The 22,440-nt window shown below is 57.7% G+C and carries 32 protein-coding genes; all 32 read left to right on the top strand.

The window, feature by feature from the left end; all coding sequences use genetic code 11:
- Positions 1 to 24: 24 nt before the first annotated feature.
- The gene (gene rpoC, locus Q1K07_RS09410; RefSeq protein WP_300310123.1) at positions 25 to 4,242 is read left to right on the top strand and encodes a DNA-directed RNA polymerase subunit beta'; all 4,218 of its coding nucleotides are present in this window, start codon (positions 25 to 27) and stop codon (positions 4,240 to 4,242) included.
- 200 nt (positions 4,243 to 4,442) lie between these two features.
- Positions 4,443 to 4,817 carry a 30S ribosomal protein S12 gene (gene rpsL / locus Q1K07_RS09405; protein WP_149283002.1) on the top strand — a complete coding sequence of 125 codons (375 nt, stop codon included), beginning with the start codon at positions 4,443 to 4,445 and terminating at the stop codon, positions 4,815 to 4,817.
- A 112-nt stretch (positions 4,818 to 4,929) separates the two neighbouring features.
- Positions 4,930 to 5,400, top strand: a complete 471-nt coding sequence (gene rpsG / locus Q1K07_RS09400) for a 30S ribosomal protein S7 (RefSeq protein ID WP_021819599.1) — start codon at positions 4,930 to 4,932, stop codon at positions 5,398 to 5,400.
- 78 nt (positions 5,401 to 5,478) lie between these two features.
- Positions 5,479 to 7,599 carry an elongation factor G gene (fusA, locus tag Q1K07_RS09395; RefSeq protein ID WP_300310120.1) on the top strand — a complete coding sequence of 707 codons (2,121 nt, stop codon included), beginning with the start codon at positions 5,479 to 5,481 and terminating at the stop codon, positions 7,597 to 7,599.
- Between the two features lie 29 nt (positions 7,600 to 7,628).
- Complete coding sequence (gene tuf, locus Q1K07_RS09390; RefSeq protein ID WP_300310118.1) at positions 7,629 to 8,822, top strand: elongation factor Tu; 1,194 nt, start codon at positions 7,629 to 7,631, stop codon at positions 8,820 to 8,822.
- A gap of 159 nt (positions 8,823 to 8,981) precedes the next feature.
- Positions 8,982 to 9,293, top strand: coding sequence for a 30S ribosomal protein S10 (gene rpsJ, locus Q1K07_RS09385; protein WP_010626466.1), 312 nt, complete (start codon positions 8,982 to 8,984; stop codon positions 9,291 to 9,293).
- Positions 9,294 to 9,451: 158 nt separating this feature from the next.
- On the top strand, positions 9,452 to 10,090 hold the full coding sequence (rplC, locus tag Q1K07_RS09380) for a 50S ribosomal protein L3 (RefSeq protein WP_300310114.1): 639 nt from the start codon (positions 9,452 to 9,454) through the stop codon (positions 10,088 to 10,090).
- 14 nt (positions 10,091 to 10,104) lie between these two features.
- A complete protein-coding gene (rplD, locus tag Q1K07_RS09375) occupies positions 10,105 to 10,713 on the top strand; it encodes a 50S ribosomal protein L4 (RefSeq protein ID WP_149283010.1) in 609 nt (202 codons plus the stop codon).
- Positions 10,710 to 11,006, top strand: coding sequence for a 50S ribosomal protein L23 (rplW, locus tag Q1K07_RS09370; RefSeq protein WP_300310111.1), 297 nt, complete (start codon positions 10,710 to 10,712; stop codon positions 11,004 to 11,006). The genes rplD and rplW overlap by 4 nt, the downstream gene beginning before the upstream one ends.
- A gap of 17 nt (positions 11,007 to 11,023) precedes the next feature.
- Positions 11,024 to 11,854 (top strand): 50S ribosomal protein L2, encoded by an 831-nt coding sequence (rplB, locus tag Q1K07_RS09365; RefSeq protein WP_149283014.1) that lies wholly within the window; start codon positions 11,024 to 11,026, stop codon positions 11,852 to 11,854.
- 33 nt (positions 11,855 to 11,887) lie between these two features.
- The gene (gene rpsS, locus Q1K07_RS09360; RefSeq protein ID WP_021819607.1) at positions 11,888 to 12,163 is read left to right on the top strand and encodes a 30S ribosomal protein S19; all 276 of its coding nucleotides are present in this window, start codon (positions 11,888 to 11,890) and stop codon (positions 12,161 to 12,163) included.
- Positions 12,164 to 12,181: 18 nt separating this feature from the next.
- Positions 12,182 to 12,514, top strand: coding sequence for a 50S ribosomal protein L22 (gene rplV, locus Q1K07_RS09355; RefSeq protein ID WP_021819608.1), 333 nt, complete (start codon positions 12,182 to 12,184; stop codon positions 12,512 to 12,514).
- A gap of 11 nt (positions 12,515 to 12,525) precedes the next feature.
- On the top strand, positions 12,526 to 13,224 hold the full coding sequence (rpsC, locus tag Q1K07_RS09350; RefSeq protein WP_149283016.1) for a 30S ribosomal protein S3: 699 nt from the start codon (positions 12,526 to 12,528) through the stop codon (positions 13,222 to 13,224).
- A gap of 15 nt (positions 13,225 to 13,239) precedes the next feature.
- Positions 13,240 to 13,653 carry a 50S ribosomal protein L16 gene (rplP, locus tag Q1K07_RS09345; RefSeq protein WP_021819610.1) on the top strand — a complete coding sequence of 138 codons (414 nt, stop codon included), beginning with the start codon at positions 13,240 to 13,242 and terminating at the stop codon, positions 13,651 to 13,653.
- On the top strand, positions 13,653 to 13,844 hold the full coding sequence (gene rpmC, locus Q1K07_RS09340; protein ID WP_021819611.1) for a 50S ribosomal protein L29: 192 nt from the start codon (positions 13,653 to 13,655) through the stop codon (positions 13,842 to 13,844). The genes rplP and rpmC overlap by 1 nt, the downstream gene beginning before the upstream one ends.
- 1 nt (position 13,845) lies before the next feature.
- Positions 13,846 to 14,106 carry a 30S ribosomal protein S17 gene (rpsQ, locus tag Q1K07_RS09335; RefSeq protein WP_149283019.1) on the top strand — a complete coding sequence of 87 codons (261 nt, stop codon included), beginning with the start codon at positions 13,846 to 13,848 and terminating at the stop codon, positions 14,104 to 14,106.
- Between the two features lie 53 nt (positions 14,107 to 14,159).
- Positions 14,160 to 14,531, top strand: coding sequence for a 50S ribosomal protein L14 (gene rplN / locus Q1K07_RS09330; RefSeq protein ID WP_149283021.1), 372 nt, complete (start codon positions 14,160 to 14,162; stop codon positions 14,529 to 14,531).
- Positions 14,532 to 14,545: 14 nt separating this feature from the next.
- Complete coding sequence (gene rplX, locus Q1K07_RS09325; RefSeq protein WP_149283023.1) at positions 14,546 to 14,863, top strand: 50S ribosomal protein L24; 318 nt, start codon at positions 14,546 to 14,548, stop codon at positions 14,861 to 14,863.
- A gap of 18 nt (positions 14,864 to 14,881) precedes the next feature.
- A complete protein-coding gene (rplE, locus tag Q1K07_RS09320) occupies positions 14,882 to 15,421 on the top strand; it encodes a 50S ribosomal protein L5 (protein WP_149283025.1) in 540 nt (179 codons plus the stop codon).
- A gap of 10 nt (positions 15,422 to 15,431) precedes the next feature.
- Positions 15,432 to 15,737 carry a 30S ribosomal protein S14 gene (gene rpsN, locus Q1K07_RS09315; RefSeq protein ID WP_149283027.1) on the top strand — a complete coding sequence of 102 codons (306 nt, stop codon included), beginning with the start codon at positions 15,432 to 15,434 and terminating at the stop codon, positions 15,735 to 15,737.
- Between the two features lie 32 nt (positions 15,738 to 15,769).
- Positions 15,770 to 16,162, top strand: coding sequence for a 30S ribosomal protein S8 (gene rpsH / locus Q1K07_RS09310; protein WP_300310101.1), 393 nt, complete (start codon positions 15,770 to 15,772; stop codon positions 16,160 to 16,162).
- Positions 16,163 to 16,171: 9 nt separating this feature from the next.
- A complete protein-coding gene (gene rplF, locus Q1K07_RS09305; RefSeq protein ID WP_300310099.1) occupies positions 16,172 to 16,702 on the top strand; it encodes a 50S ribosomal protein L6 in 531 nt (176 codons plus the stop codon).
- A gap of 9 nt (positions 16,703 to 16,711) precedes the next feature.
- Positions 16,712 to 17,062: a 50S ribosomal protein L18 gene (gene rplR / locus Q1K07_RS09300; protein ID WP_149283033.1), complete on the top strand. Its 351-nt coding sequence runs from the start codon at positions 16,712 to 16,714 to the stop codon at positions 17,060 to 17,062.
- An 11-nt stretch (positions 17,063 to 17,073) separates the two neighbouring features.
- Positions 17,074 to 17,574 carry a 30S ribosomal protein S5 gene (rpsE, locus tag Q1K07_RS09295; RefSeq protein WP_149283035.1) on the top strand — a complete coding sequence of 167 codons (501 nt, stop codon included), beginning with the start codon at positions 17,074 to 17,076 and terminating at the stop codon, positions 17,572 to 17,574.
- 6 nt (positions 17,575 to 17,580) lie between these two features.
- A complete protein-coding gene (gene rpmD / locus Q1K07_RS09290; RefSeq protein ID WP_149283037.1) occupies positions 17,581 to 17,763 on the top strand; it encodes a 50S ribosomal protein L30 in 183 nt (60 codons plus the stop codon).
- A 3-nt stretch (positions 17,764 to 17,766) separates the two neighbouring features.
- A complete protein-coding gene (gene rplO, locus Q1K07_RS09285) occupies positions 17,767 to 18,201 on the top strand; it encodes a 50S ribosomal protein L15 (protein WP_149283039.1) in 435 nt (144 codons plus the stop codon).
- Positions 18,202 to 19,533: a preprotein translocase subunit SecY gene (gene secY, locus Q1K07_RS09280; RefSeq protein WP_149283041.1), complete on the top strand. Its 1,332-nt coding sequence runs from the start codon at positions 18,202 to 18,204 to the stop codon at positions 19,531 to 19,533.
- Positions 19,534 to 19,630: 97 nt separating this feature from the next.
- Complete coding sequence (gene rpmJ / locus Q1K07_RS09275) at positions 19,631 to 19,744, top strand: 50S ribosomal protein L36 (RefSeq protein WP_008959154.1); 114 nt, start codon at positions 19,631 to 19,633, stop codon at positions 19,742 to 19,744.
- Between the two features lie 124 nt (positions 19,745 to 19,868).
- On the top strand, positions 19,869 to 20,225 hold the full coding sequence (rpsM, locus tag Q1K07_RS09270; protein WP_300310092.1) for a 30S ribosomal protein S13: 357 nt from the start codon (positions 19,869 to 19,871) through the stop codon (positions 20,223 to 20,225).
- Between the two features lie 97 nt (positions 20,226 to 20,322).
- Entirely contained in the window at positions 20,323 to 20,709 is a 387-nt protein-coding gene (rpsK, locus tag Q1K07_RS09265) for a 30S ribosomal protein S11 (protein WP_013331014.1), read from the top strand.
- A gap of 12 nt (positions 20,710 to 20,721) precedes the next feature.
- Complete coding sequence (gene rpsD, locus Q1K07_RS09260) at positions 20,722 to 21,342, top strand: 30S ribosomal protein S4 (RefSeq protein WP_300310091.1); 621 nt, start codon at positions 20,722 to 20,724, stop codon at positions 21,340 to 21,342.
- Positions 21,343 to 21,422: 80 nt separating this feature from the next.
- Complete coding sequence (gene rpoA, locus Q1K07_RS09255; protein ID WP_149283047.1) at positions 21,423 to 22,421, top strand: DNA-directed RNA polymerase subunit alpha; 999 nt, start codon at positions 21,423 to 21,425, stop codon at positions 22,419 to 22,421.
- The last annotated feature ends 19 nt before the right edge of the window (positions 22,422 to 22,440 follow it).

Below are 22,440 nucleotides of genomic sequence, written 5' to 3'. Positions count from 1 at the left end.
CAACTCCGCAACGGAGCCGACCCAATGAAAGATTTGGTGAAAGTCCTCAAATCACAGTCTCAGACTGATGAGTTCGATGCGATCAAGATCTCGCTCGCCTCGCCTGACATGATCCGTTCCTGGTCCTTCGGCGAGGTCAAGAAGCCCGAGACCATCAACTACCGGACCTTCAAGCCTGAGCGCGACGGTCTGTTCTGTGCCAAGATCTTTGGCCCAGTCAAGGACTACGAGTGTCTGTGCGGCAAGTACAAGCGCATGAAGCACCGTGGCATCATCTGTGAAAAGTGTGGCGTCGAAGTCACCAAGGCTGCCGTGCGCCGTGAGCGCATGGGGCATATCGAGCTGGCCAGCCCTGTCGCGCATATCTGGTTCCTGAAGTCCCTGCCGTCTCGCATCGGCATGCTGATGGACATGACCCTGCGTGACATTGAGCGGGTTCTATACTTCGAAAGCTTCCTGGTCATCGACCCGGGCATGACCACGCTTGAGCGTGGCCAGTTGCTCAACGATGAGCAGTATTTCGAAGCTCTCGAAGAGTTTGGTGACGATTTCGATGCCCGTATGGGCGCTGAGGCCGTTCAGGCCATGCTCAAGGACATTGATCTGGAAGAAGAGATCGAGCGCCTGCGCGAAGAGATTCCGCAGACCAACTCTGAAACCAAGATCAAGAAGCTGTCCAAGCGCCTCAAGCTGCTCGAAGCCTTCTACGGTTCCGGCAACGATCCGGCCTGGATGGTGATGGAAGTGCTGCCTGTGTTGCCGCCGGACCTGCGTCCGCTGGTGCCGCTGGATGGTGGCCGCTTCGCGACTTCGGATCTCAACGATCTGTACCGTCGCGTGATCAACCGTAACAACCGTCTCAAGCGCCTGCTGGATCTCAATGCGCCGGATATCATCGTGCGCAACGAGAAGCGTATGCTGCAGGAATCCGTGGATGCGCTGCTCGACAATGGTCGTCGTGGTCGTGCCATCACTGGTTCCAACAAGCGTCCGTTGAAGTCCCTGGCCGACATGATCAAGGGTAAGCAGGGTCGCTTCCGCCAGAACCTGCTGGGCAAGCGTGTTGACTACTCCGGTCGTTCGGTCATCACCGTTGGCCCGACTCTGCGTCTGCACCAGTGTGGCCTGCCCAAGAAGATGGCGCTTGAGCTGTTCAAGCCATTCATTTATGCCAAGCTCCAGGCCAGTGGCCAGGCCTCAACCATCAAAGCTGCCAAGAAGATGGTCGAGCGCGAGCTGCCTGAAGTGTGGGACATCCTTGCCGATGTCATCCGCGAACACCCGGTACTGCTCAACCGTGCGCCGACGCTGCACCGCTTGGGTATCCAGGCATTCGAGCCGCTGCTGATCGAAGGCAAGGCCATCCAGCTGCATCCGCTGGTCTGCGCTGCCTACAACGCCGACTTCGACGGTGACCAGATGGCGGTGCACGTACCGCTGACCCTGGAAGCCCAGCTTGAAGCTCGTGCCTTGATGATGGCCACTAACAACGTGTTGTCTCCGGCCAACGGCGAGCCGATCATCGTGCCGTCCCAGGACGTTGTCCTCGGTCTGTACTACATGACTCGTGAGCGGATCAACGCCAAGGGTGAGGGGATGGTGTTCTCCGACCTGAATGAGGTCGAGCGTGCCTTCGGTACCCAGAACGTCTCCTTGCACGCGAAGGTGAAAGTACGTCTTGCGGAAGTCGATGTTGACGAGGAGACCGGTGAACGCAGCGAGCATCGCCGTCTGCGCGAGACCACTGTCGGTCGTGCGCTGCTGTTCCGCATTCTGCCGGAAGGAGTGCCCTTCGAACTGGTCGATCAGGCCATGAAGAAGAAGGCTATCTCCAAGCTGATCAACGAGGTGTACCGTCGCGCTGGTCTGAAGGCTGCGGTCATCTTTGCTGACCAACTGATGTACACAGGCTTCCGTCTGGCTACCTGGTCCGGTGCTTCCATCGGGGTCAACGACTTTGTTATTCCTGAAGCCAAGGCCGAGATCGTCGAGGCGGCGGAAGAGGAGGTCAAGGAAATCGAGGACCAGTTCTCCTCCGGTCTGGTGACCGCGGGTGAGAAGTACAACAAGGTCATCGATATCTGGGCGCGTGCCAATGACCAGGTCGCCAAGGCGATGATGGCAGGCATTTCCAAGGAAAGCGTAACGGATCGCGATGGCAACGAAGTCGAGCAGGACTCGTTCAACAGCGTGTTCATCATGGCTGACTCCGGTGCTCGTGGTAGTGCTGCCCAGATTCGTCAGCTTGCCGGTATGCGTGGTTTGATGGCCAAGCCGGATGGCTCGATCATCGAGACGCCGATCGTCGCCAACTTCCGTGAAGGTCTGAACGTACTCCAGTACTTCATCTCGACCCACGGTGCTCGTAAGGGTCTGGCGGATACCGCCTTGAAGACGGCCAACTCCGGTTACCTGACTCGTCGTCTGGTCGACGTGGCTCAGGACATGGTCATCACCGAGAATGATTGTGGTACCGAGAGAGGCTTGACACTGCATCCTGTCATCGAGGGTGGCGATATCATCGTCTCCCTGGCCCAGCGCGTGCTTGGCCGTGTAGTGGCTCAGGATGTGATCGACCCGGCTACTGATGAAGTGTTGATCCCGCGTGGCACTTTGCTTGATGAAGCCTGGTGTGAACAGCTCGACACCATGGGCGTCGACGAGATTGTGGTGCGCAGCACCATCACCTGTGAAACCACTCACGGCGTGTGTTCCTCGTGCTATGGCCGCGACCTGGCTCGTGGTCATCAGGTCAACATCGGTGAGGCAGTCGGTGTCATTGCGGCCCAGTCCATCGGTGAGCCGGGTACTCAGCTGACCATGCGTACCTTCCACATCGGTGGTGCGGCATCTCGTGCTTCTGCAGTGGATAGTGTTCAGGTCAAGCACGGTGGCAAGGTGCGCCTGCACAACATCAAGTTCGTAGAACGTGGTGATGGCAAGCTGGTGGTAGTGTCCCGCTCCAGTGCCTTGGCGGTAGCCGATGAGCATGGTCGCGAGCGCGAGTACTACAAGCTGCCTTATGGTGCTGAGCTGTCGGTACGTGACGGTGATGATGTCGCTGCCGGTCAGTCCGTGGCCAAGTGGGATCCGCACACTCATCCGATCGTGGCCGAGGCCGAAGGTACCGTGCAGTTTGCGGACATGGATGAAGGCCTGACTATTCACCGCAGCGTCGATGAGATGACAGGTCTGTCATCCATCGAGATCATCGAGTCTGCAGCACGCCCAATGGCCGGTCGTGACAAGCGTCCGATGATCTTGCTCAACGACGCCGCAGGCAGGCCGGTGACCGTGTCTGGTTCAGACACCCCGGTACAGTACCTGCTGCCGGGCAAGGCGATTGTCACTGCCGAGAATGGCGCGCACATTGGTGTTGGTGAAGTAGTTGCCCGTATCCCGGTAGAGGCGTCAGGTAACAAGGACATCACTGGTGGTCTGCCGCGGGTTGCTGACCTGTTTGAAGCGCGTAAGCCGAAGGAGCCTGCTGTCCTTGCTGAAATCAGCGGTGTGATCAGTTTTGGCAAGGAAACCAAGGGCAAGCGTCGTCTGACCATCACGCCGAGCGAAGGCGATCCCTTCGAGATGCTGATTCCGAAGTGGCGTCAGATCGCGGTGTTCGAAGGTGAGTCGGTGGAGAAGGGTGAGGTGATCTCGGATGGCCCGAGTAACCCGCACGATATTCTGCGCCTGCTGGGTATTGCTGAGCTGGCCAAGTACATCGTCGCCGAGGTTCAGGACGTCTATCGCCTGCAGGGCGTAGGCATCAACGACAAGCACATCGAAGTGATCGTGCGTCAGATGCTGCGCAAGGTCGAGATCTCCGACGCAGGTGATTCCGACTTCATTCCGGGTGATCAGGTCGAGTTGGTGCGTGTTCTGGAGCAGAACGCAACGCTCCAGGCCCAGGACAAATTCCCGGCCAAGTACCAGCGTCTGCTGCTGGGTATCACCAAGGCCAGCCTGGCAACTGAGTCGTTCATTTCTGCGGCTTCCTTCCAGGAGACGACCCGCGTACGGACCGAGGCTGCCGTGACCGGCAAGCGCGATTACCTGCGTGGTCTGAAAGAAAACGTGGTAGTGGGGCGTCTGATTCCGGCTGGTACCGGTCTGACCCATCACGAAGAGCGTCGCCGCAAGCGTGAAGATGCAGAGCGGTCGTTCGCTCCGTCGGCCTACGACGTCGAGCAGGAGCTGGGAGCCCAGCTTACCGCCCTTGACTCGGATGACGACGAACTCTGACCCGGTGCAAGCCCGGCGCGCATGCGCGCCGGGCTTGACGGCGCCAGGTGTCAGCATTAGAATGCGCAGCCTTTAACAGTGGGGCGGGTACGCCTGCGACACTGCTAAAGGAACGCAATACAGGAAGCGAACAGCTACCGAACGGGCCGCCAAGTGCTTGTTTCAGCGCTTCCGTCAAGGTAACCCAATTGGAGTCTTAAATGGCAACAGTCAACCAGCTCGTGCGCAAGCCGCGCAAGCGTCAGGTCAAGAAGACTGACGTGCCTGCGCTGCAGGCTTGCCCGCAGAAGCGCGGCGTTTGTACCCGCGTGTACACCACCACCCCGAAGAAGCCGAACTCCGCTCTGCGTAAGGTCTGTCGTGTGCGTCTGACCAACGGCTACGAAGTGTCTTCCTACATTGGTGGTGAAGGTCACAACCTGCAGGAGCACTCTGTGGTCCTGATCCGCGGCGGTCGCGTAAAGGACCTTCCGGGTGTGCGCTATCACACTGTCCGTGGTGCTCTTGATACCTCTGGTGTCCAGAATCGTAAGCAAGGCCGTTCCAAGTACGGTACCAAGCGTCCGAAGGCATAAGGCTCTTCCGACGTATTACATTCAGTTTTGATTCGGTCTGATAAGAGTAAGGTCGAGCCGCGTAAAGCGAGTCTCGAGTTTACCTGAAGGACCCTTCGATAGAGGGCTTATCATGCCTAGAAGAAGAGTTGCGGCCAAGCGCGAGATCCTGCCGGATCCCAAGTTCGGAAGTGAGCGCCTGGCGAAGTTCATGAACCACCTGATGATCAGCGGCAAGAAGTCCGTAGCTGAGCGCATCGTCTATGGTGCGCTGGACAGGGTTGCCGAGCGTTCCAATGAAGAGCCGCTGGAGATTTTCGACAAGGCGCTGGAAACTATCCAGCCGATGGTCGAGGTCAAGTCACGCCGCGTTGGTGGTGCGACTTATCAGGTTCCGGTTGAAGTTCGTCCGTCTCGTCGTCAGGCGCTGGCCATGCGTTGGTTGGTAGACGCCGCTCGTCGTCGTGGTGAGAAGACCATGGAACAGCGTCTGGCAGGTGAAATGCTGGATGCCGCTGAGGGTAAAGGGTCTGCCGTCAAGAAGCGTGAAGACGTGCATCGCATGGCGGAAGCCAACAAGGCCTTCTCTCACTACCGTTTCTAATTTTTTAGAAACCAGGGCGCGCTTCCAATCACGAGGCGCCCGTGATCCGGGCGCTTCCAACCAACGGGGATTTTCACCGTGGCACGCAAAACACCTCTTAATCGCTACCGCAACATCGGCATCTGTGCCCACGTTGACGCGGGCAAGACTACCACGACTGAGCGTGTGCTCTTCTACACCGGCCTCTCCCATAAGCTGGGTGAGGTGCATGACGGTGCTGCCACTACCGACTGGATGGAGCAGGAGCAGGAGCGGGGCATTACCATCACCTCTGCTGCTGTTACTACCTTCTGGAAGGGGATGAATCAGCAGTTCGATGAGCACCGCATCAACATCATCGATACTCCTGGGCACGTCGACTTCACCATCGAGGTGGAGCGTTCACTGCGTGTGCTCGATGGTGCCGTTGTTGTTCTGTGTGGCTCCTCCGGCGTTCAGCCGCAGACCGAAACGGTCTGGCGTCAGGCCAACAAGTATGAAGTTCCGCGCATGGTGTTCGTCAACAAGATGGACCGTACCGGCGCTGATTTCTTCATGGTTGTTGAGCAGCTCAAGGACCGCCTGAACGCCAATGCGGTGCCGATCCAGATCAACTGGGGTGCCGAGGACGAGTTCAAGGGCGTTATCGACCTGCTCGAAATGAAGGCTATTCTGTGGAATGAAGCTGACCAGGGCATGAGCTATGAGCTGGTCGACATTCCTGCAGAACTTCAGGACAAGGCCGAAGAGTTCCGCGAGCAGATGCTCGAGGCGGCGGCTGAAGCTTCCGAAGAGTTGATGGAGAAGTACCTCGAAGAGGGCGATCTGTCCAAGGAAGAAATCAAGGCTGGTCTGCGTCGTCGTACGCTGGACAACGAAATCGTTCTGGTTACCTGTGGTTCTGCGTTCAAGAACAAGGGTGTGCAGGCGGTGCTGGATGCGGTTATCGAGTACATGCCGTCTCCGCTCGAGGTCAAGGCCATCGAAGGTGAGCTGGACGACAAGGATGGCACCATCGCGACTCGTGAAGCCGATGACAATGCGCCTTTCGCTGCTCTGGCGTTCAAGATCGCTACCGATCCCTTCGTTGGTACGCTGACCTTCATTCGCGTCTACTCGGGCGTGCTGAACTCTGGTGACAGCGTCTATAACTCTGTCAAGCAGAAGAAGGAGCGTGTGGGTCGTATCGTGCAGATGCACTCCAACTCTCGCGAAGAGATCAAGGAAGTGTACGCTGGCGATATTGCTGCCTGTATCGGTCTGAAGGACGTCACCACTGGTGACACCCTGTGTGACATCGACAACAAGATTGTTCTCGAGCGCATGGAGTTCCCGGAGCCGGTTATTTCCGTGGCAGTGGAGCCCAAGTCCAAGGCTGACCAGGAGAAGATGGGTATTGCTCTGGGCAAGCTGGCCCAGGAAGATCCGTCCTTCCGTGTCAAGACCGACGAAGAGACTGGTCAGACCATCATCTCCGGTATGGGCGAGCTACACCTGGATATCATCGTTGACCGCATGCGTCGCGAGTTCAAGGTGGAAGCCAACATCGGCAAGCCTCAGGTCGCCTACCGCGAAACCATCCGCGGCAGTGTCGAGCAGGAAGGCAAGTTCGTTCGTCAGTCCGGTGGTCGCGGTCAGTTCGGTCATGTCTGGCTGCGTATCGAGCCGCTCACTGAGGCGGACAAGGAAGGCGACGAAGAGATGCACTTCAAGTTCGCTTCCGAAATCGTCGGCGGTGTGGTTCCCAAGGAATACGTGCCGGCGGTCGAGAAAGGGGCCTTCGAACAGCTGCAGAATGGTGTCATCGCGGGTTACCCGATGATCGACGTCAAGGTCACTCTGTACGATGGTTCCTACCATGACGTGGACTCTAACGAGACTGCGTTCAAGGTGGCCTCTTCCATGGCCATCAAGGAAGGCGCCAAGAAGGCCAAGGCCGTCCTGCTGGAGCCGATGATGCAGGTCGAGGTCGTGACCCCTGAAGACTTCATGGGTGACGTCATGGGCGACCTGAACCGTCGTCGCGGTCTGGTGCAGGGTATGGATGACTCCTCTTCAGGCAAGGTCATCCGCGCAGTGGTGCCGCTGGGTGAGATGTTCGGTTATGCGACCGATCTGCGCTCTCAGACCCAGGGCCGTGCGAGCTACTCCATGGAGTTCGCGAAGTACGACGAGGCTCCCTCAAGCGTCGTTGAAGCCGTCATCAATCAGAACGGTTAACCGTTAGCTAACGTAAAGAGGTCATAGCAGTGGCTAAGGAAAAATTCGAACGTTCCAAACCGCACGTCAACGTCGGCACCATCGGTCACGTCGACCATGGTAAGACTACCCTGACTGCGGCCCTGACTCGTGTGTCTGCTGAGGTTTTCGGCGGCGAAATGCGCGCGTTCGACCAGATCGACAATGCGCCGGAAGAGCGTGAGCGCGGTATCACCATCGCCACCTCTCACGTCGAGTATCAGTCCGAGATCCGTCATTACGCGCACGTTGACTGCCCCGGACACGCCGACTACGTCAAGAACATGATCACCGGTGCTGCCCAGATGGACGGCGCTATCCTGGTCTGTTCCGCTGCTGACGGCCCCATGCCGCAGACTCGCGAGCACATCCTGCTGTCTCGCCAGGTTGGTGTTCCGTACATCGTCGTGTTCCTGAACAAGGCCGACATGGTTGACGACGAAGAGCTGCTCGAGCTGGTTGAGATGGAAGTTCGCGACCTCCTCAACGAGTACGACTTCCCGGGCGATGACACTCCGATCATCACCGGTTCTGCTCTGATGGCTCTGGAAGGCAAGGATGACAACGGCATGGGTACTACTGCTGTTGCCAACCTGATCAAGGCTCTGGATGACTATATCCCTGAGCCGGAGCGTGCCATCGATCAGCCGTTCCTGATGCCGATCGAAGACGTATTCTCCATCTCTGGTCGTGGTACCGTTGTTACCGGTCGTATCGAGCGCGGTATCGTCAAGGCTGGTGAAGAAATCGAGATCGTCGGTATCAAGGACACCACCAAGACTACCGTTACCGGTGTCGAAATGTTCCGCAAGCTGCTCGACGAAGGTCGTGCTGGCGAGAACGTTGGTGCGCTGCTGCGTGGTACCAAGCGTGACGAAGTCGAGCGTGGTCAGGTTCTGGCCAAGCCGGGCACCATCACTCCGCACACCAAGTTCGAAGCGGAAGTGTATGTTCTGTCCAAGGACGAAGGTGGTCGTCACACTCCGTTCTTCAAGGGCTATCGTCCGCAGTTCTACTTCCGTACCACTGACATCACTGGTACCTGTGAACTGCCGGAAGGTGTTGAAATGGTCATGCCGGGTGACAACGTCAAGATGGTTGTCAGCCTGATCGCTCCGATCGCCATGGACGAAGGTCTGCGCTTCGCTATCCGCGAAGGTGGTCGTACCGTCGGCGCTGGTGTCGTGGCCAAGATCGTCGAGTAAGCGACAGCTTAACGACATAAGGGGGCTCCTCGCGGAGCCCCCTTTTCTGCGCATCGGAATTGAGGGTTTGACTCTCGATTTCCGTGCGCATATAATGCGCATCCTTTGAATGCGTGGGTTGACGGCTCGCGCCGTCAAGATCCATTGGAGTTAGGGCTAATGCAGAACCAGAAGATTCGCATTCGGTTGAAGGCTTTCGACCATCGCCTGATCGATCAGTCCGCCGCGGAAATCGTTGATACCGCCAAGCGTACTGGCGCCCAGGTTCGTGGTCCGATTCCTCTGCCGACCAATCGCGAGCGCTACACCGTGCTGATTTCTCCGCACGTGAACAAGGACGCCCGTGATCAGTACGAGATTCGTACTCACAAGCGTGTGCTCGATATTGTCGAGCCGACTGAGAAGACGGTTGATGCTCTGATGAAGCTCGATCTCGCCGCAGGCGTTGACGTGCAAATCAAGCTCGACTGATTTTTTACACTAGACACTCGCGGCCCAGCGATCTTCATCTGATCAGATGAGTTTCAGCAGCCGCCGCGCCGGGATGGCGCCATACAATGTGCTAGTGGAATGCTCTGGAAAGGGCAGCCATAGCGGGTGATAGCCCCGTACACTATAGGAGATAGAGAATGACTATCGGTTTGGTCGGTAGGAAGGCCGGCATGACCCGTGTCTTCACCGAAGATGGCGCGTCTGTGCCCGTAACCGTTATTGAGGTTGAGCCTAACCGTGTAACGCGTGTCAAGTCTGTTGAGACTGACGGCTACGCAGCGGTTCAGGTGACAACTGGCTCCCGCAAAGCCAAGCATCTGTCCAAGGCCCAAGCTGGCCAGTTCGCAAAGGCAGGTGTCGAGGCTGGTCGCTCCCTGATGGAGTTTCGCCTGAATGAAGGTGAAGATGCTCCGGAAGTCGGTGGCGAACTCACTGTATCCCTCTTCGAAGCTGGTCAAAGCGTTGACGTGACCGGCACTTCCAAGGGTAAAGGTTTCCAGGGTGCTGTTAAGCGCTGGAATTTCCGTACCCAGGACAACAGCCACGGTAACTCCTTGTCCCACCGTGCGCCGGGTTCTATCGGCATGTGCCAGACTCCGGGTCGCGTATTCAAGGGCAAGAAGATGGCCGGCCAGATGGGCAACGTGCGTTGCACCGTTCAGAGCCTGGAAATCGTCCGTGTCGATGCCGAGCGCAACTTGCTGCTGATCAAAGGCGCCGTTCCTGGTGCTACCGGCAGTGATGTCATCGTGCGCAGCGCCGTCAAAGCTGGCTGAAGGGGAAATTTCCAATGAATCTGAATCTTGCAGGTGCAAGCGCCGGGACTGTTGAACTGTCCGACGCTACCTTTGGCAAAGAATTCAACGAAGCACTGGTTCACCAGGTTGTCACTGCCTATCTGGCTGGTGGCCGTCAGGGTAGCCGTGCACAGAAGACCCGTTCCGACGTTCGTGGTGGCGGCAAGAAGCCGTGGCGCCAGAAGGGTACTGGCCGTGCTCGTGCCGGTACTATCCGTTCGCCGATCTGGCGCAGCGGTGGTGTGACCTTCGCGGCTCGCCCGCAGGATCACTCCCAGAAGGTCAACCGCAAGATGTACCGTGCGGCCATGCGCTCGATTCTTTCCGAGCTGGTCCGTCAGGAGCGTCTCGTTGCGGTTGAAAGCTTCACCGTCGACTCTCCGAAAACCAAGCAGCTGGTCGCCAAGCTCAAGGAACTCAGCCTTGAGAAGGTGCTGATCGTGACTGAAGAAGTCGACGAGAATCTGTACCTGGCCGCCCGCAATATCCCTAACGTGGATGTAGTGGACGTTGCTGCCGCTGACCCGGTTAGCCTGGTCGCCTTTGACAAGGTCCTGGCTACTGTCTCTGCTCTGCGCAAATTCGAGGAGAAGCTGGCATGAACCAGGAGCGTGTATTCAAGGTTCTGCTTGGTCCGCACGTGACCGAGAAGGCCGCTATGGCTGCCGAGCGTAATCAGTACGTGTTCAAGGTGGCAAGCGACGCAACCAAGCCCGAGATCAAGGTCGCCGTCGAGCAGTTGTTCGGCAAGAAGGTCGACAGCGTTCAGGTTGTGAACGTCAAGGGCAAGACCAAGCGCACGGCGCACGGTATTGGTATGCGCAAGGGTTATCGCAAGGCGTACGTGACACTGGCCGCCGGCGAGACGCTTGAAGACTTCTCTGGCGCCGAGTAAAGGCAGGAGTACGGATCATGGCAATCGTCAAGACTAAACCGACCTCCGCTGGTCGTCGCCACGTCGTCAAGATCGTTGGTGAAGGTCTGCACAAAGGCCGCGCCTATGGGCCGCTGCTCGAGAAGCAGTCCAAGTCCGGTGGTCGTAACAACAACGGTCGCATCACTACCCGTCATGTGGGCGGTGGTCACCGTCATCATTATCGGATCGTTGACTTCAAGCGCACCAAGGATGGCATTCCGGCCATCGTCGAGCGCTTGGAGCATGACCCGAACCGCAGCGCGCACATCGCGCTGGTGAAGTACCTCGACGGCGAGCGTCGCTATATCATCGCCCCCAAGGGTGTTGAAGCGGGTGATCGTCTCGAGTCCGGCGTCAACGCGCCGATCAAGAAGGGCAACGCTCTGCCGCTGCGCAACATCCCGCTTGGTTCTACAGTTCACTGCATCGAACTGAAGCCGGGTAAAGGTGCTCAGCTGGCCCGTAGCGCCGGTACCAGCGCCCAGCTGGTGGCTCGTGAAGGTAACTATGCCACTCTGCGTCTTCGTTCTGGCGAGATGCGCAAGGTGTTGGCCGAGTGCCGTGCCACCCTGGGTGAAGTGAGCAATTCCGAGCACAGCCTGCGTCAACTTGGCAAGGCCGGTGCAAAGCGCTGGAGAGGTGTGCGTCCTACCGTTCGCGGTGTTGCGATGAACCCGGTGGATCACCCGCACGGTGGTGGCGAAGGCCGCACCAGTGGTGGTCGTCACCCGGTGTCCCCGTGGGGTATGCCCACCAAGGGCCACAAGACCCGCAAGAACAAGCGCACCGATAAGCTGATCGTCCGTCGCCGTAAGGCTCGCGGTTAAGATCCCACGCCAAGACATTAAGAGGTAACGGCTGTGCCACGTTCACTGAAGAAAGGTCCTTTCATTGACCTTCATCTGCTGAAAAAGGTTGAGACTGCAGCGGAAAAGAACGATCGCAAACCGATCAAGACCTGGTCGCGTCGTTCTATGATCCTGCCCAACATGGTCGGGCTCACCATTGCAGTCCATAACGGTCGCCAACATGTCCCGGTGCATGTCTCCGAGGAAATGGTTGGCCACAAGCTGGGCGAATTCGCTGCTACCCGCACCTATCGCGGTCATGCGGCGGACAAGAAAGCCAAACGGTAAGCCAGAGAGGATTTAGAGATGGAAGTCACAGCAAAGCTGCGTGGCGCTGCTTTATCCGCACAGAAGGCCCGTTTGGTGGCTGATCAGGTGCGCGGTAAACCTGTCGCCGAGGCGCTCGACCTGCTGACCTTCTCACCGAAGAAGGCCGCCAAGCTGGTCAAGAAGGTGCTGCAGTCCGCCATCGCGAATGCGGAAGAAAATAACGGCATGGACATTGACGAGCTGCGCGTCTCGACCATCTGTGTCGATGAGGGTATGACGCTCAAGCGCATCCGTCCTCGTGCCAAGGGCCGTGCGGATCGCATTCTGAAGCGCACCTGCCACATCACCGTCAAGGTAGCCGAGAAGTAGGAGTCGACCAGATGGGTCAGAAAGTCAATCCAACAGGCATCCGACTGGGTATCGTCAAAGACCATACCTCTGTCTGGTACGCCGAGCGCGGCGCCTATGCCGACAAGCTGAACAACGACCTCGCGGTGCGTAGCTTTCTGGAAGAGCGTCTGAAGAACGCCTCCGTAAGCAAAATCACCATCGAGCGTCCAGCGAACAATGCGCGCATCACCATTCACACTGCTCGTCCGGGCATCGTGATTGGCAAGAAGGGCGAAGATGTCGATCGTCTGCGTCGCGACGTCACCGAGATGATGGGCGTGCCGGTTCACGTCAACATCGAGGAAGTTCGCAAGCCTGAGCTGGATGCCCAGCTCGTTGCTCAGAACATCGCCGGTCAGATCGAACGCCGTGTGATGTTCCGCCGTGCCATGAAGCGCGCTGTCCAGAACGCCATGCGTCTGGGTGCCGGCGGCATCAAGGTACAGCTCTCCGGTCGTCTCGGTGGCGCGGAAATCGCCCGTACCGAGTGGTACCGCGAAGGTCGTGTCCCGCTGCACACCCTGCGTGCGGACATCGATTACGCCACCTTCGAAGCCAAGACCACCTACGGCATCATCGGTGTCAAGGTCTGGATCTTCAAGGGTGAAATCCTCGGGGGCATCGAGGAAGTTCGCGCCAAGGCCAAGCAGCCGGCAGCCGCGCCTTCCAAGAAGAAAGGTTCCAGGTAAGGGGAGAGCGATTCGATGTTGCAACCAAAGCGTATGAAATTCCGCAAGATGCAAAAGGGCCGCAACCGTGGCCTGGCGCATCGCGGAAGCAAGGTGAGCTTCGGTGAGTACGGCCTCAAGGCCACTGGCCGTGGTCGTGTCACCGCCCGCCAGATCGAAGCTGGCCGTCGTGCCATCACTCGTCACGTCAAGCGTGGCGGTAAGATCTGGATCCGTGTCTTCCCGGACAAGCCGATTTCCAAGAAGCCTCTGGAAGTCCGGATGGGTAAAGGTAAGGGTTCCGTCGAGTACTGGGTCGCACAGATCCAGCCCGGTCGGGTCCTGTACGAGATTGAAGGTGTTTCTGAAGAGCTGGCTCGCGAAGCATTCGCACTGGCCGCTCAGAAGTTCCCGGTCTCCACCACCTTTGTGAAACGGACGGTGATGTGATGAAAGCCCAGGAAATTCGTGAAAAGTCAGTAGAACAGCTCCAGGAGCAGCTTCTCGAACTCCTCCGCGAGCAGTTCAACCTGCGCATGCAGAAGGCTACCGGCCAACTGAGCCAGACTCATCTGCTCAAGCAGGTTCGTCGGGATATCGCCCGCGTGAAGACTGTGCTCAATGAAAAGGCAGGTGTCTGAGATGGCCGAAGAGAAAAAAGCCCGTAAGCTCACCGGTAAGGTGGTGAGTGACAAGATGGAGAAGTCCATCGTTGTCATGATCGAGCGTCGTGAGCGCCACCCGATCTACGGCAAATATGTCAAGCGCTCCACCAAGCTGCACGCCCACGACGAGACCAACCAGGCTAAGGCTGGCGATACGGTAACCATTCAGGAATGCCGTCCGCTGTCCAAGAACAAGGCTTGGACTCTGGTCGAGGTCGTCGAGCAGGCCAAGGGTTGATAGACCCTGGGTCTATCAATTCAGTGCAGTCAGATTAGGTTTGGAGAAAACCGATGATTCAGACTCAGACAATGCTGGATGTTGCTGACAACAGCGGGGCGCGCCGGGTGCAATGCATCAAGGTGCTCGGTGGTTCCCACCGCCGTTACGCTCGTGTTGGCGACGTCATCAAGGTCACGGTGAAAGAAGCCATCCCGCGCGGCAAGGTCAAGAAAGGCCAGGTGCTGAAGGCGGTGGTTGTTCGCACCAAGAGTGGTGTTCGTCGTCCCGACGGTTCACTGATTCGCTTCGATGGAAATGCGGCCGTTTTGTTGAACAACACCAACGAGCAGCCGATCGGTACCCGTATCTTCGGGCCGGTGACCCGTGAACTTCGTAACGAGAAGTTCATGAAGATCATTTCCTTGGCGCCTGAAGTGCTGTAAGGAGCGAGGCGAATATGCAAAAGATCAAACGTGATGATGAAGTCATCGTCATCGCCGGCAAGGATAAGGGTAAGCGCGGCACCGTGAAGCGCGTCCTCAAGGACGATCGCTTTGTAGTGTCCGGTGTGAACATGATCAAGCGTCACACCAAGCCCAATCCGATGGCGGGCAACCAGGGCGGTATCGTCGAGCGCGAGGCACCGATTCACGCGTCCAACGTGGCGATCTTCAATCAGGAGACCGGCAAAGCGGATCGCGTCGGCTTCCAGATCCAGGAAGACGGTACCAAGGTACGTATCTACAAGTCGACGCAAGCGCAGATCGACGCCTAACGCGAGTCGGATAGCAAAATGGCGAACTTGAAAGAACGTTATCAAAACGAGGTGGTGGCTCAACTCAAAGAGCAGTTCAGCTACGCCAACGTTATGCAGGTACCCCGGATCACCAAGGTGACCCTGAACATGGGTATCGGCGAAGCGACCAGCGACAAGAAGCTGATCGACGCAGCCATCGGTGACATGGAGAAGCTCTCTGGTCAGAAGCCGATGGTGACCAAGGCACGTAAGTCCATCGCGGGCTTCAAGGTGCGTGAAGGCTGGCCGATTGGGGTCAAGGTCACTCTGCGCAGTGAGCGTATGTGGGACTTCCTCGATCGCCTGGTGAATATCGCGATCCCCCGCGTTCGTGACTTCCGTGGTCTCAACCCGAAGTCCTTCGACGGTCGTGGCAACTATTCCATGGGGGTGCGTGAGCAGATCATCTTCCCGGAGATCGAATATGATAAGATCGACCGGATTCGTGGTCTGGATGTCACCATCACCACTACTGCCAACACCGATGAAGAAGGTCGTGCGCTGCTGAGCGCGCTGAACTTCCCGTTCAAGAAATAAGGGTGGGATCATGGCAAAGAAAAGCATGGTAGAGCGCGAGCTCAAGCGTACCAAGCTGGTGGAAAAGTTCGCTGCCAAGCGCGCTGCGCTCAAGGCGATCATCCAGGACGTGAACGCTTCTGATGAAGAGCGCTTCGATGCGCAGCTCAAGTTGCAGTCGCTGCCGCGTGACTCCAGTCCGGTGCGTCAGCGTAATCGCTGTCGTGTCACTGGCCGTCCGCACGGCTACTACAACAAGTTCGGCCTCGGCCGTAACAAGCTGCGTGAAGCCGCCATGCGTGGCGACGTTCCCGGACTCAAGAAGTCCAGCTGGTAACGCCACGTAGAATCATCAGGAGTGCAAGTTAAATGAGCATGCAAGACACTCTGGCGGATATGTTTACCCGTATCCGCAATGCGCAGCAGGCCACTAAGGAGACGGTTACCATGCCGTCCTCCAAGCTCAAGATTGAAGTGGCCCGTGTGCTGAAAGAAGAGGGTTACATCACTGACTTCGCGGTAAGCGAATCAGCCAAGCCCGAGCTGACCGTCAGCCTCAAGTACTTTGAAGGCAAGGGGGTTATCGAGCACCTGCAGCGGGTTTCCAAGCCTTCCCTGCGTAACTACAAGGGCAAGGATGCGCTGCCGAAGGTCGCCGATGGCCTGGGCGTTGCGATCGTCTCCACCTCCAAGGGTGTGATGACTGACCGCGCTGCTCGCCAGGCTGGTGTTGGCGGCGAAGTCCTCTGCACCGTATTCTAGGAGTTTGGAATGTCCCGCGTAGCCAAATATCCAGTTAAAGTGCCTGCCGGCGTCGAGGTCAAGCTCGATGACGGCACTCTGACTGCCAAGGGCGGTCAGGGCACGCTTTCTCTGGCTGTCCACAGCGATGTGGTCATCGGCCAGGAAGATGGTCAGCTGACCTTCACCCCGAGCGAGTCCGCCAAGAGCTGGGCGATGGTCGGTACCACTCGTGCCCTGGTCCAGAACCTGGTCACTGGTGTATCTGAAGGCTTCACCAAGACCCTCGAAATCGTCGGCGTCGGTTATCGCGCTCAAGCGAAAGGCCAGACGCTCAATCTGTCACTGGGCTTTTCTCACCCGGTCGATTATGAACTGCCTGAAGGTGTGTCTGCGGAAACTCCGAAGAACACCACTATCGTGCTGAAGAGCGCGGACAAGCAGAAGCTCGGCCAGGTCGCAGCGGAAATCCGCGCTTATCGTCCGCCTGAGCCTTATAAGGGCAAGGGTGTACGTTATGCGGATGAGCATGTCCGCCGTAAAGAAGCCAAGAAGAAGTAAGGCAGGGTTATGAACGCGAAGAAAGAATCTCGTCTCCGTCGTGCCCGCCGCGCTCGCGCCAAGATCCGCGAGCTGGGCGTGTTTCGCCTGTGCGTGAACCGTACCCCTCGTCACATCTATGCGCAGATTATCTCGCCGGATGGTGGCAAGGTCCTGGCCAGCGCTTCCACGCTGGACAAGAGCCTGCGTGAGGGTGCGACCGGCAATTCTGATGCTGCCGCCAAGGTGGGTGCTCTGATTGCGGAACGCGCTAAGGAAGCAGGCATCACCCAGGTGGCCTTCGACCGCGCTGGCTTCAAGTATCACGGTCGTGTGAAGGCCCTGGCCGACGCCGCTCGTGAAGGCGGCCTGGAATTCTAAAGGGTTTTACGATGGCGAAGAACGAACAGCAAAACGGCGATCTGCAGGAAAAGCTCGTGCAGGTCAACCGTGTCGCCAAGGTGGTCAAAGGTGGCCGTATTTTCGGTTTCACCGCTCTGACCGTCGTTGGTGATGGTAACGGCCGGGTCGGCTTCGGTCGCGGCAAGGCACGTGAAGTGCCGGTCGCTATCCAGAAGGCCATGGACCAGGCTCGTCGCAACATGGTCAAGGTCAACCTGGTCAATGGTACTCTGCAGTACCCGGTCAAGGCTCGCCATGGCGCCTCCAAGGTGTTCATGAAGCCGGCTTCCGACGGTACCGGTATCATCGCAGGCGGTGCCATGCGTTCCGTGCTGGAACTGGCTGGTGTCCATAACGTCCTGGCCAAGTGCTACGGTTCCACCAACCCGGTGAACGTGGTGCGCGCTACTGTCAAGGGTCTGACTTCCATGCAGTCCCCTGAAGATGTAGCCGCCAAGCGCGGTCTCTCTGTTGAAGCGATCACGGGGTAAGACACCATGGCAGCAACGATCAAGGTTACCCAGATCCGTAGCACCATCGGCGTTCTGGAAAAGCACAAGGCCACTATGCGTGGCCTGGGCCTACGCCGCATCGGTCACACGGTTGAGCTGGAAGACACCCCTGCCGTTCGCGGCATGATCCACAAGGTCAACTACCTTGTGCGAGTTGAGGGAGAGTAATCCATGAAACTTAACAGCCTGAGCCCGGCACCGGGCTCCAAGCACGCTGAAAAGCGCGTCGGTCGTGGCATTGGCTCCGGTCTGGGCAAGACCGGTGGCCGTGGTCACAAAGGCCAGAAGTCGCGTAGCGGCGGCAGCGTCAAGCCGGGCTTCGAAGGCGGTCAGATGCCTCTGCAGCGTCGTCTGCCGAAGTTTGGCTTCACCTCGGCCAAGTCTCTGGTTTCCGAAGAAGTACGCCTGGCCGAACTGGCCAAGGTTGCTGGTGACGAAGTCACCCTGGAAACCCTCAAGGCAGCCAACGTGCTGAAGGATGCGACCAAGTACGCCAAGGTCATCCTTTCTGGCGAACTGAACAAGGCGGTTACTGTTCGCGGTCTGCGTGTCACCAAAGGTGCTCGCGCTGCGATTGAAGCCGCTGGTGGCAAGGTAGAGGACTAAATGGCCAAGTCAGGAAATATGCCGGCGATGGGCAGCGGTCTGAGTGAACTGTGGGCGCGTCTGCGCTTCGTGCTCCTCGCCATTGTGGTTTACCGTATCGGTGCCCACATCCCCGTTCCCGGTATCAATCCTGACCAGCTTGCTGCCTTGTTCAGGGAGCAGCAGGGTACCATCCTGGGCATGTTCAACATGTTCTCGGGTGGTGCCCTGGAGCGCATGAGTATCTTCGCGTTGGGCATCATGCCCTACATCTCGGCGTCGATTGTCATGCAGCTGTTGACCGCCGTCGTACCTCGCCTCGAGCAGTTGAAAAAGGAAGGCGAGAGCGGTCGCCGCAAGATCAGCCAGTACACGCGCTACGGCACGGTGGTGCTGGCCCTCGTCCAGGCCGCGGGCATGTCCGTGGGTCTGGGGAGCCAAGGCATCGCTTACGCAGCCGACTTCAGTTTCTATTTCACCGCCATCATTACCTTTGTGTGTGGGGCGGTGTTCCTGATGTGGCTGGGTGAGCAGATTACCGAGAAGGGAATTGGCAACGGCATTTCGTTGCTGATTTTCGCCGGTATCGTCGCCGGTCTGCCAAGCGCCGTGGCCCAGGCTTTTGAACTGGCCCGCAATGAAGGTGCGTGGAATGTGTTGCCGTTGTTGGCACTATCCCTGCTGGGAATTGCCACTGTGGCGTTTGTCGTGTTTATCGAACGCGGTCAGCGTCGCATCACGGTCAACTACCCACGTCGCCAGGTGGGCAACAAGATGTATGCTGGGCAGAGCAGTTATCTGCCACTCAAGGTGAACATGGCGGGTGTCATTCCGGCCATCTTTGCTTCCAGCATCCTGCTTTTCCCTGCATCGCTCGGTCAATGGGTTGGTGCTGGTGAAGGTATGGAGTGGCTGCAGCGTGCTTCCCAGGCGTTGGCCCCTGGTCAACCTCTGTACATCTTGCTTTTCGCGGCGGCGGTGGTATTCTTCTGCTTCTTTTACACAGCGCTGGTCTTCAATCCCAAGGATGTTGCCGACAACCTCAAGAAGTCGGGAGCTTTCCTGCCCGGGATTCGTCCCGGAGAACAGACCGCTCGCTATGTCGATAAGGTTATGACTCGTCTGACCTTATTCGGTGCCCTCTACATCACTGCGGTTTCCCTGATGCCCCAGTTCCTGATCGTGGCCTGGAACGTGCCGTTCTTCTTTGGCGGAACCTCGTTGCTGATCGTGGTAGTGGTCATCATGGACTTCATGGCTCAGGTGCAGTCGCACCTCATGTCGCACCAGTATGAGTCGGTGATGAAGAAGTCCAACCTGAAAGGCTATGGTAGCGGCGGCATCATGCGCTGAGCCCGCAGGAATTCAGGCTAGAGCGTTGCAAGCCGATTGGGCACGTCGCGAGCCGTTTGTTCGGCTCGTGTCGTGAGCCAACTTTGGAGAGAGAACGATGAAAGTTCGTGCTTCCGTGAAGAAAATGTGCCGCAACTGCAAGATCATTCGTCGCAATGGCGCTGTACGCGTCATCTGCAGCGAGCCGCGGCACAAGCAGCGTCAGGGCTGATCCCTGGCCTGCAATGAACCGGGTGCTGGCATGCCTCTTGCCCTTTTGGAGGGGAAGGGGTATGCTATTGCGCCTTTTGTAGTTGATTAAACCGAGCAAGCCGCTCAAATTTCGGAGTAAGCTGATGGCCCGTATTGCAGGCGTCAATATCCCGGACAACAAGCATGCGGCGATCTCGCTGACCTATATCTTCGGGATTGGCCGCACTCGTGCACAAGAAATTTGTGCAGCGACCGGCATCGCGCCGACCACCAAGATTCAGGACCTGTCCTCTGAAGAGCTGGACACCCTGCGTGGTGAAGTTGGCAAGTACACCGTAGAAGGCGATCTTCGTCGTGATGTGACGCTGAACATCAAGCGTCTCATGGACCTGGGTTGCTATCGTGGTCTGCGTCATCGTCGTGGTCTTCCGCTGCGTGGTCAGCGTACCAAGACCAACGCGCGTACCCGTAAGGGACCGCGTAAGCCGATCCGCAAATAACACACTAGGTTCTGTGCGATGAGTCGGCGAACTTAGCAACTCCGAACAGTTTTCGTACAGACTTAGTTTTAGTGTAAAGACAGGAACAGACATCAACATGGCTAACCCGCGTAGCAACCGTAAAAAGGTTAAAAAGCAGGTGGTGGATGCGGTAGCGCATATCCATGCCTCTTTTAACAACACGATCATTACGATCACAGACCGCCAGGGCAACGCTCTTTCTTGGGCGACTGCCGGTGGTTCGGGTTTTCGTGGTTCTCGCAAGAGCACCCCGTTCGCGGCTCAAGTGGCAAGCGAGCGTGCAGCGACTGCTGCAGCCGAGTATGGTGTGAAAAACGTAGACGTGCTGGTCAAGGGCCCCGGTCCTGGCCGTGAATCCGCCGTGCGCGCACTGAACGCCGCCGGTTTCCGCGTGCAAAGCATCACCGACGCGACGCCCATTCCCCATAATGGCTGCCGTCCGCCGAAGAAACGCCGCGTTTAAGGAGACAGATTCATGGCTCGTTACATTGGACCGAAGTGCAAACTGTCTCGTCGTGAAGGTACCGACCTCTTCCTCAAGAGCGGTGTCACTCCCTTCGAGAAAAAGTGCAAATCCGAGCAGATCCCGGGTGTGCACGGCCAGCGCCGTCAGCGTCTTTCCGACTACGGCTTGCAGCTTCGTGAGAAGCAAAAAGTACGTCGTATCTACGGCGTACTGGAAAAGCAGTTCCGCAACTACTACAAGGAAGCTGCCCGTCTGAAGGGTGCGACCGGTGAGCTGTTGCTGCAACTGCTTGAATCCCGACTGGACAACGTCGTCTACCGCATGGGCTTTGGCTCAACTCGTTCCGAGGCGCGTCAGCTGGTCAGTCACAAGGCGATTGCCGTCAATGGTAAGACAGTCAATGTGGCTTCCTACCAGGTCAAGCCCGGCGACGTGGTGTCTGTCCGTGAAAAGGCCAAGAACCAGGCGCGTATCCAAAGCGCCCTGGCTATCGCTGCCAATCGTGGCGAAGTGGCCTGGATCGAGCTTGATGCCAAGAAGATGGAAGGCACCTTCAAGGCGCTGCCTGAGCGTGGTGACCTGTCTGCCGACATCAACGAACAACTGATCGTCGAGCTGTACTCGAAGTAAGCGGCTAGCCCGTGCCGCCCTCCTTCAGGAGGGCGGTGGTTATTACCGAGTATCCGTTTGGCAGCCTGAAAGGTGTTCATATGCAGCGTTCAGTGACAGAGTTTCTCCGTCCTCGTGACATCAAGGTCGAAGAGATTAGCGCACATCACGCAAAGATCGTGCTTGAGCCGTTCGAGCGTGGCTTCGGCCATACCCTCGGCAACGCTCTGCGTCGTATCCTGCTTTCTTCCATGCCAGGCTGTGCCGTGGTGGAAGCCGAAATTGCAGGCGTGGACCACGAGTACAGTGCGATCGAAGGCGTACAGGAAGATGTCATCGAAATCCTCCTGAACCTCAAGGATGTGGCGGTCAAGATGCACAGCCGCGATGAGGCGGTGCTCTCGCTGAACAAGCAGGGCCCCGCCGTTGTTACTGCGGGAGATATTGCCGTCGATCATGACGTTGAGATCGTTAATCCTGCGCATGTCATCGCACACATCAATGAAGGCGCCGAGCTGAAAATGCAGCTCAAGGTGGCCCGTGGTCGTGGCTATGAGCCTGCGGATGTCCGCAGCGAAGCCGAAGATGAATCACGCGCCATCGGTCGCCTGCAACTGGATGCGACCTTCAGCCCTGTGCGTCGCGTTTCCTATGCTGTCGAGGCTGCTCGTGTAGAGCAGCGTACTAACCTCGACAAGCTGGTCATTGACTTGGAAACCGATGGCACCCTGGATCCGGAAGAAGCTATTCGTCGTAGTGCGACCATCCTGCAAGAGCAGCTGGCCGCCTTCGTCGACTTGGAAGCTGACAAGGAACAGGAAGTGGTGGAGGAAGAGGATCATATCGATCCCATCCTGTTGCGCCCTGTAGACGATCTCGAGTTGACCGTCCGTAGTGCCAACTGCCTCAAGGCCGAGAATATTTACTACATCGGTGACCTCATTCAGCGCACAGAAGTCGAGCTGCTGAAGACGCCGAATCTCGGCAAGAAGTCCTTGAATGAAATCAAGGATGTGTTGGCGGCACGTGGTCTATCCCTCGGCATGCGTCTGGAAAACTGGCCACCCGCCAGTCTGAAGGACGACAAGGCCACCGCCTAGGCGTCGGCTCGAGTCCCAG

The organism is Halomonas sp. (assembly GCF_029263665.1).
In the GTDB taxonomy this organism is placed as follows: domain Bacteria; phylum Pseudomonadota; class Gammaproteobacteria; order Pseudomonadales; family Halomonadaceae; genus Halomonas.
This window is presented reverse-complemented; position numbering and strand designations above follow the sequence as displayed.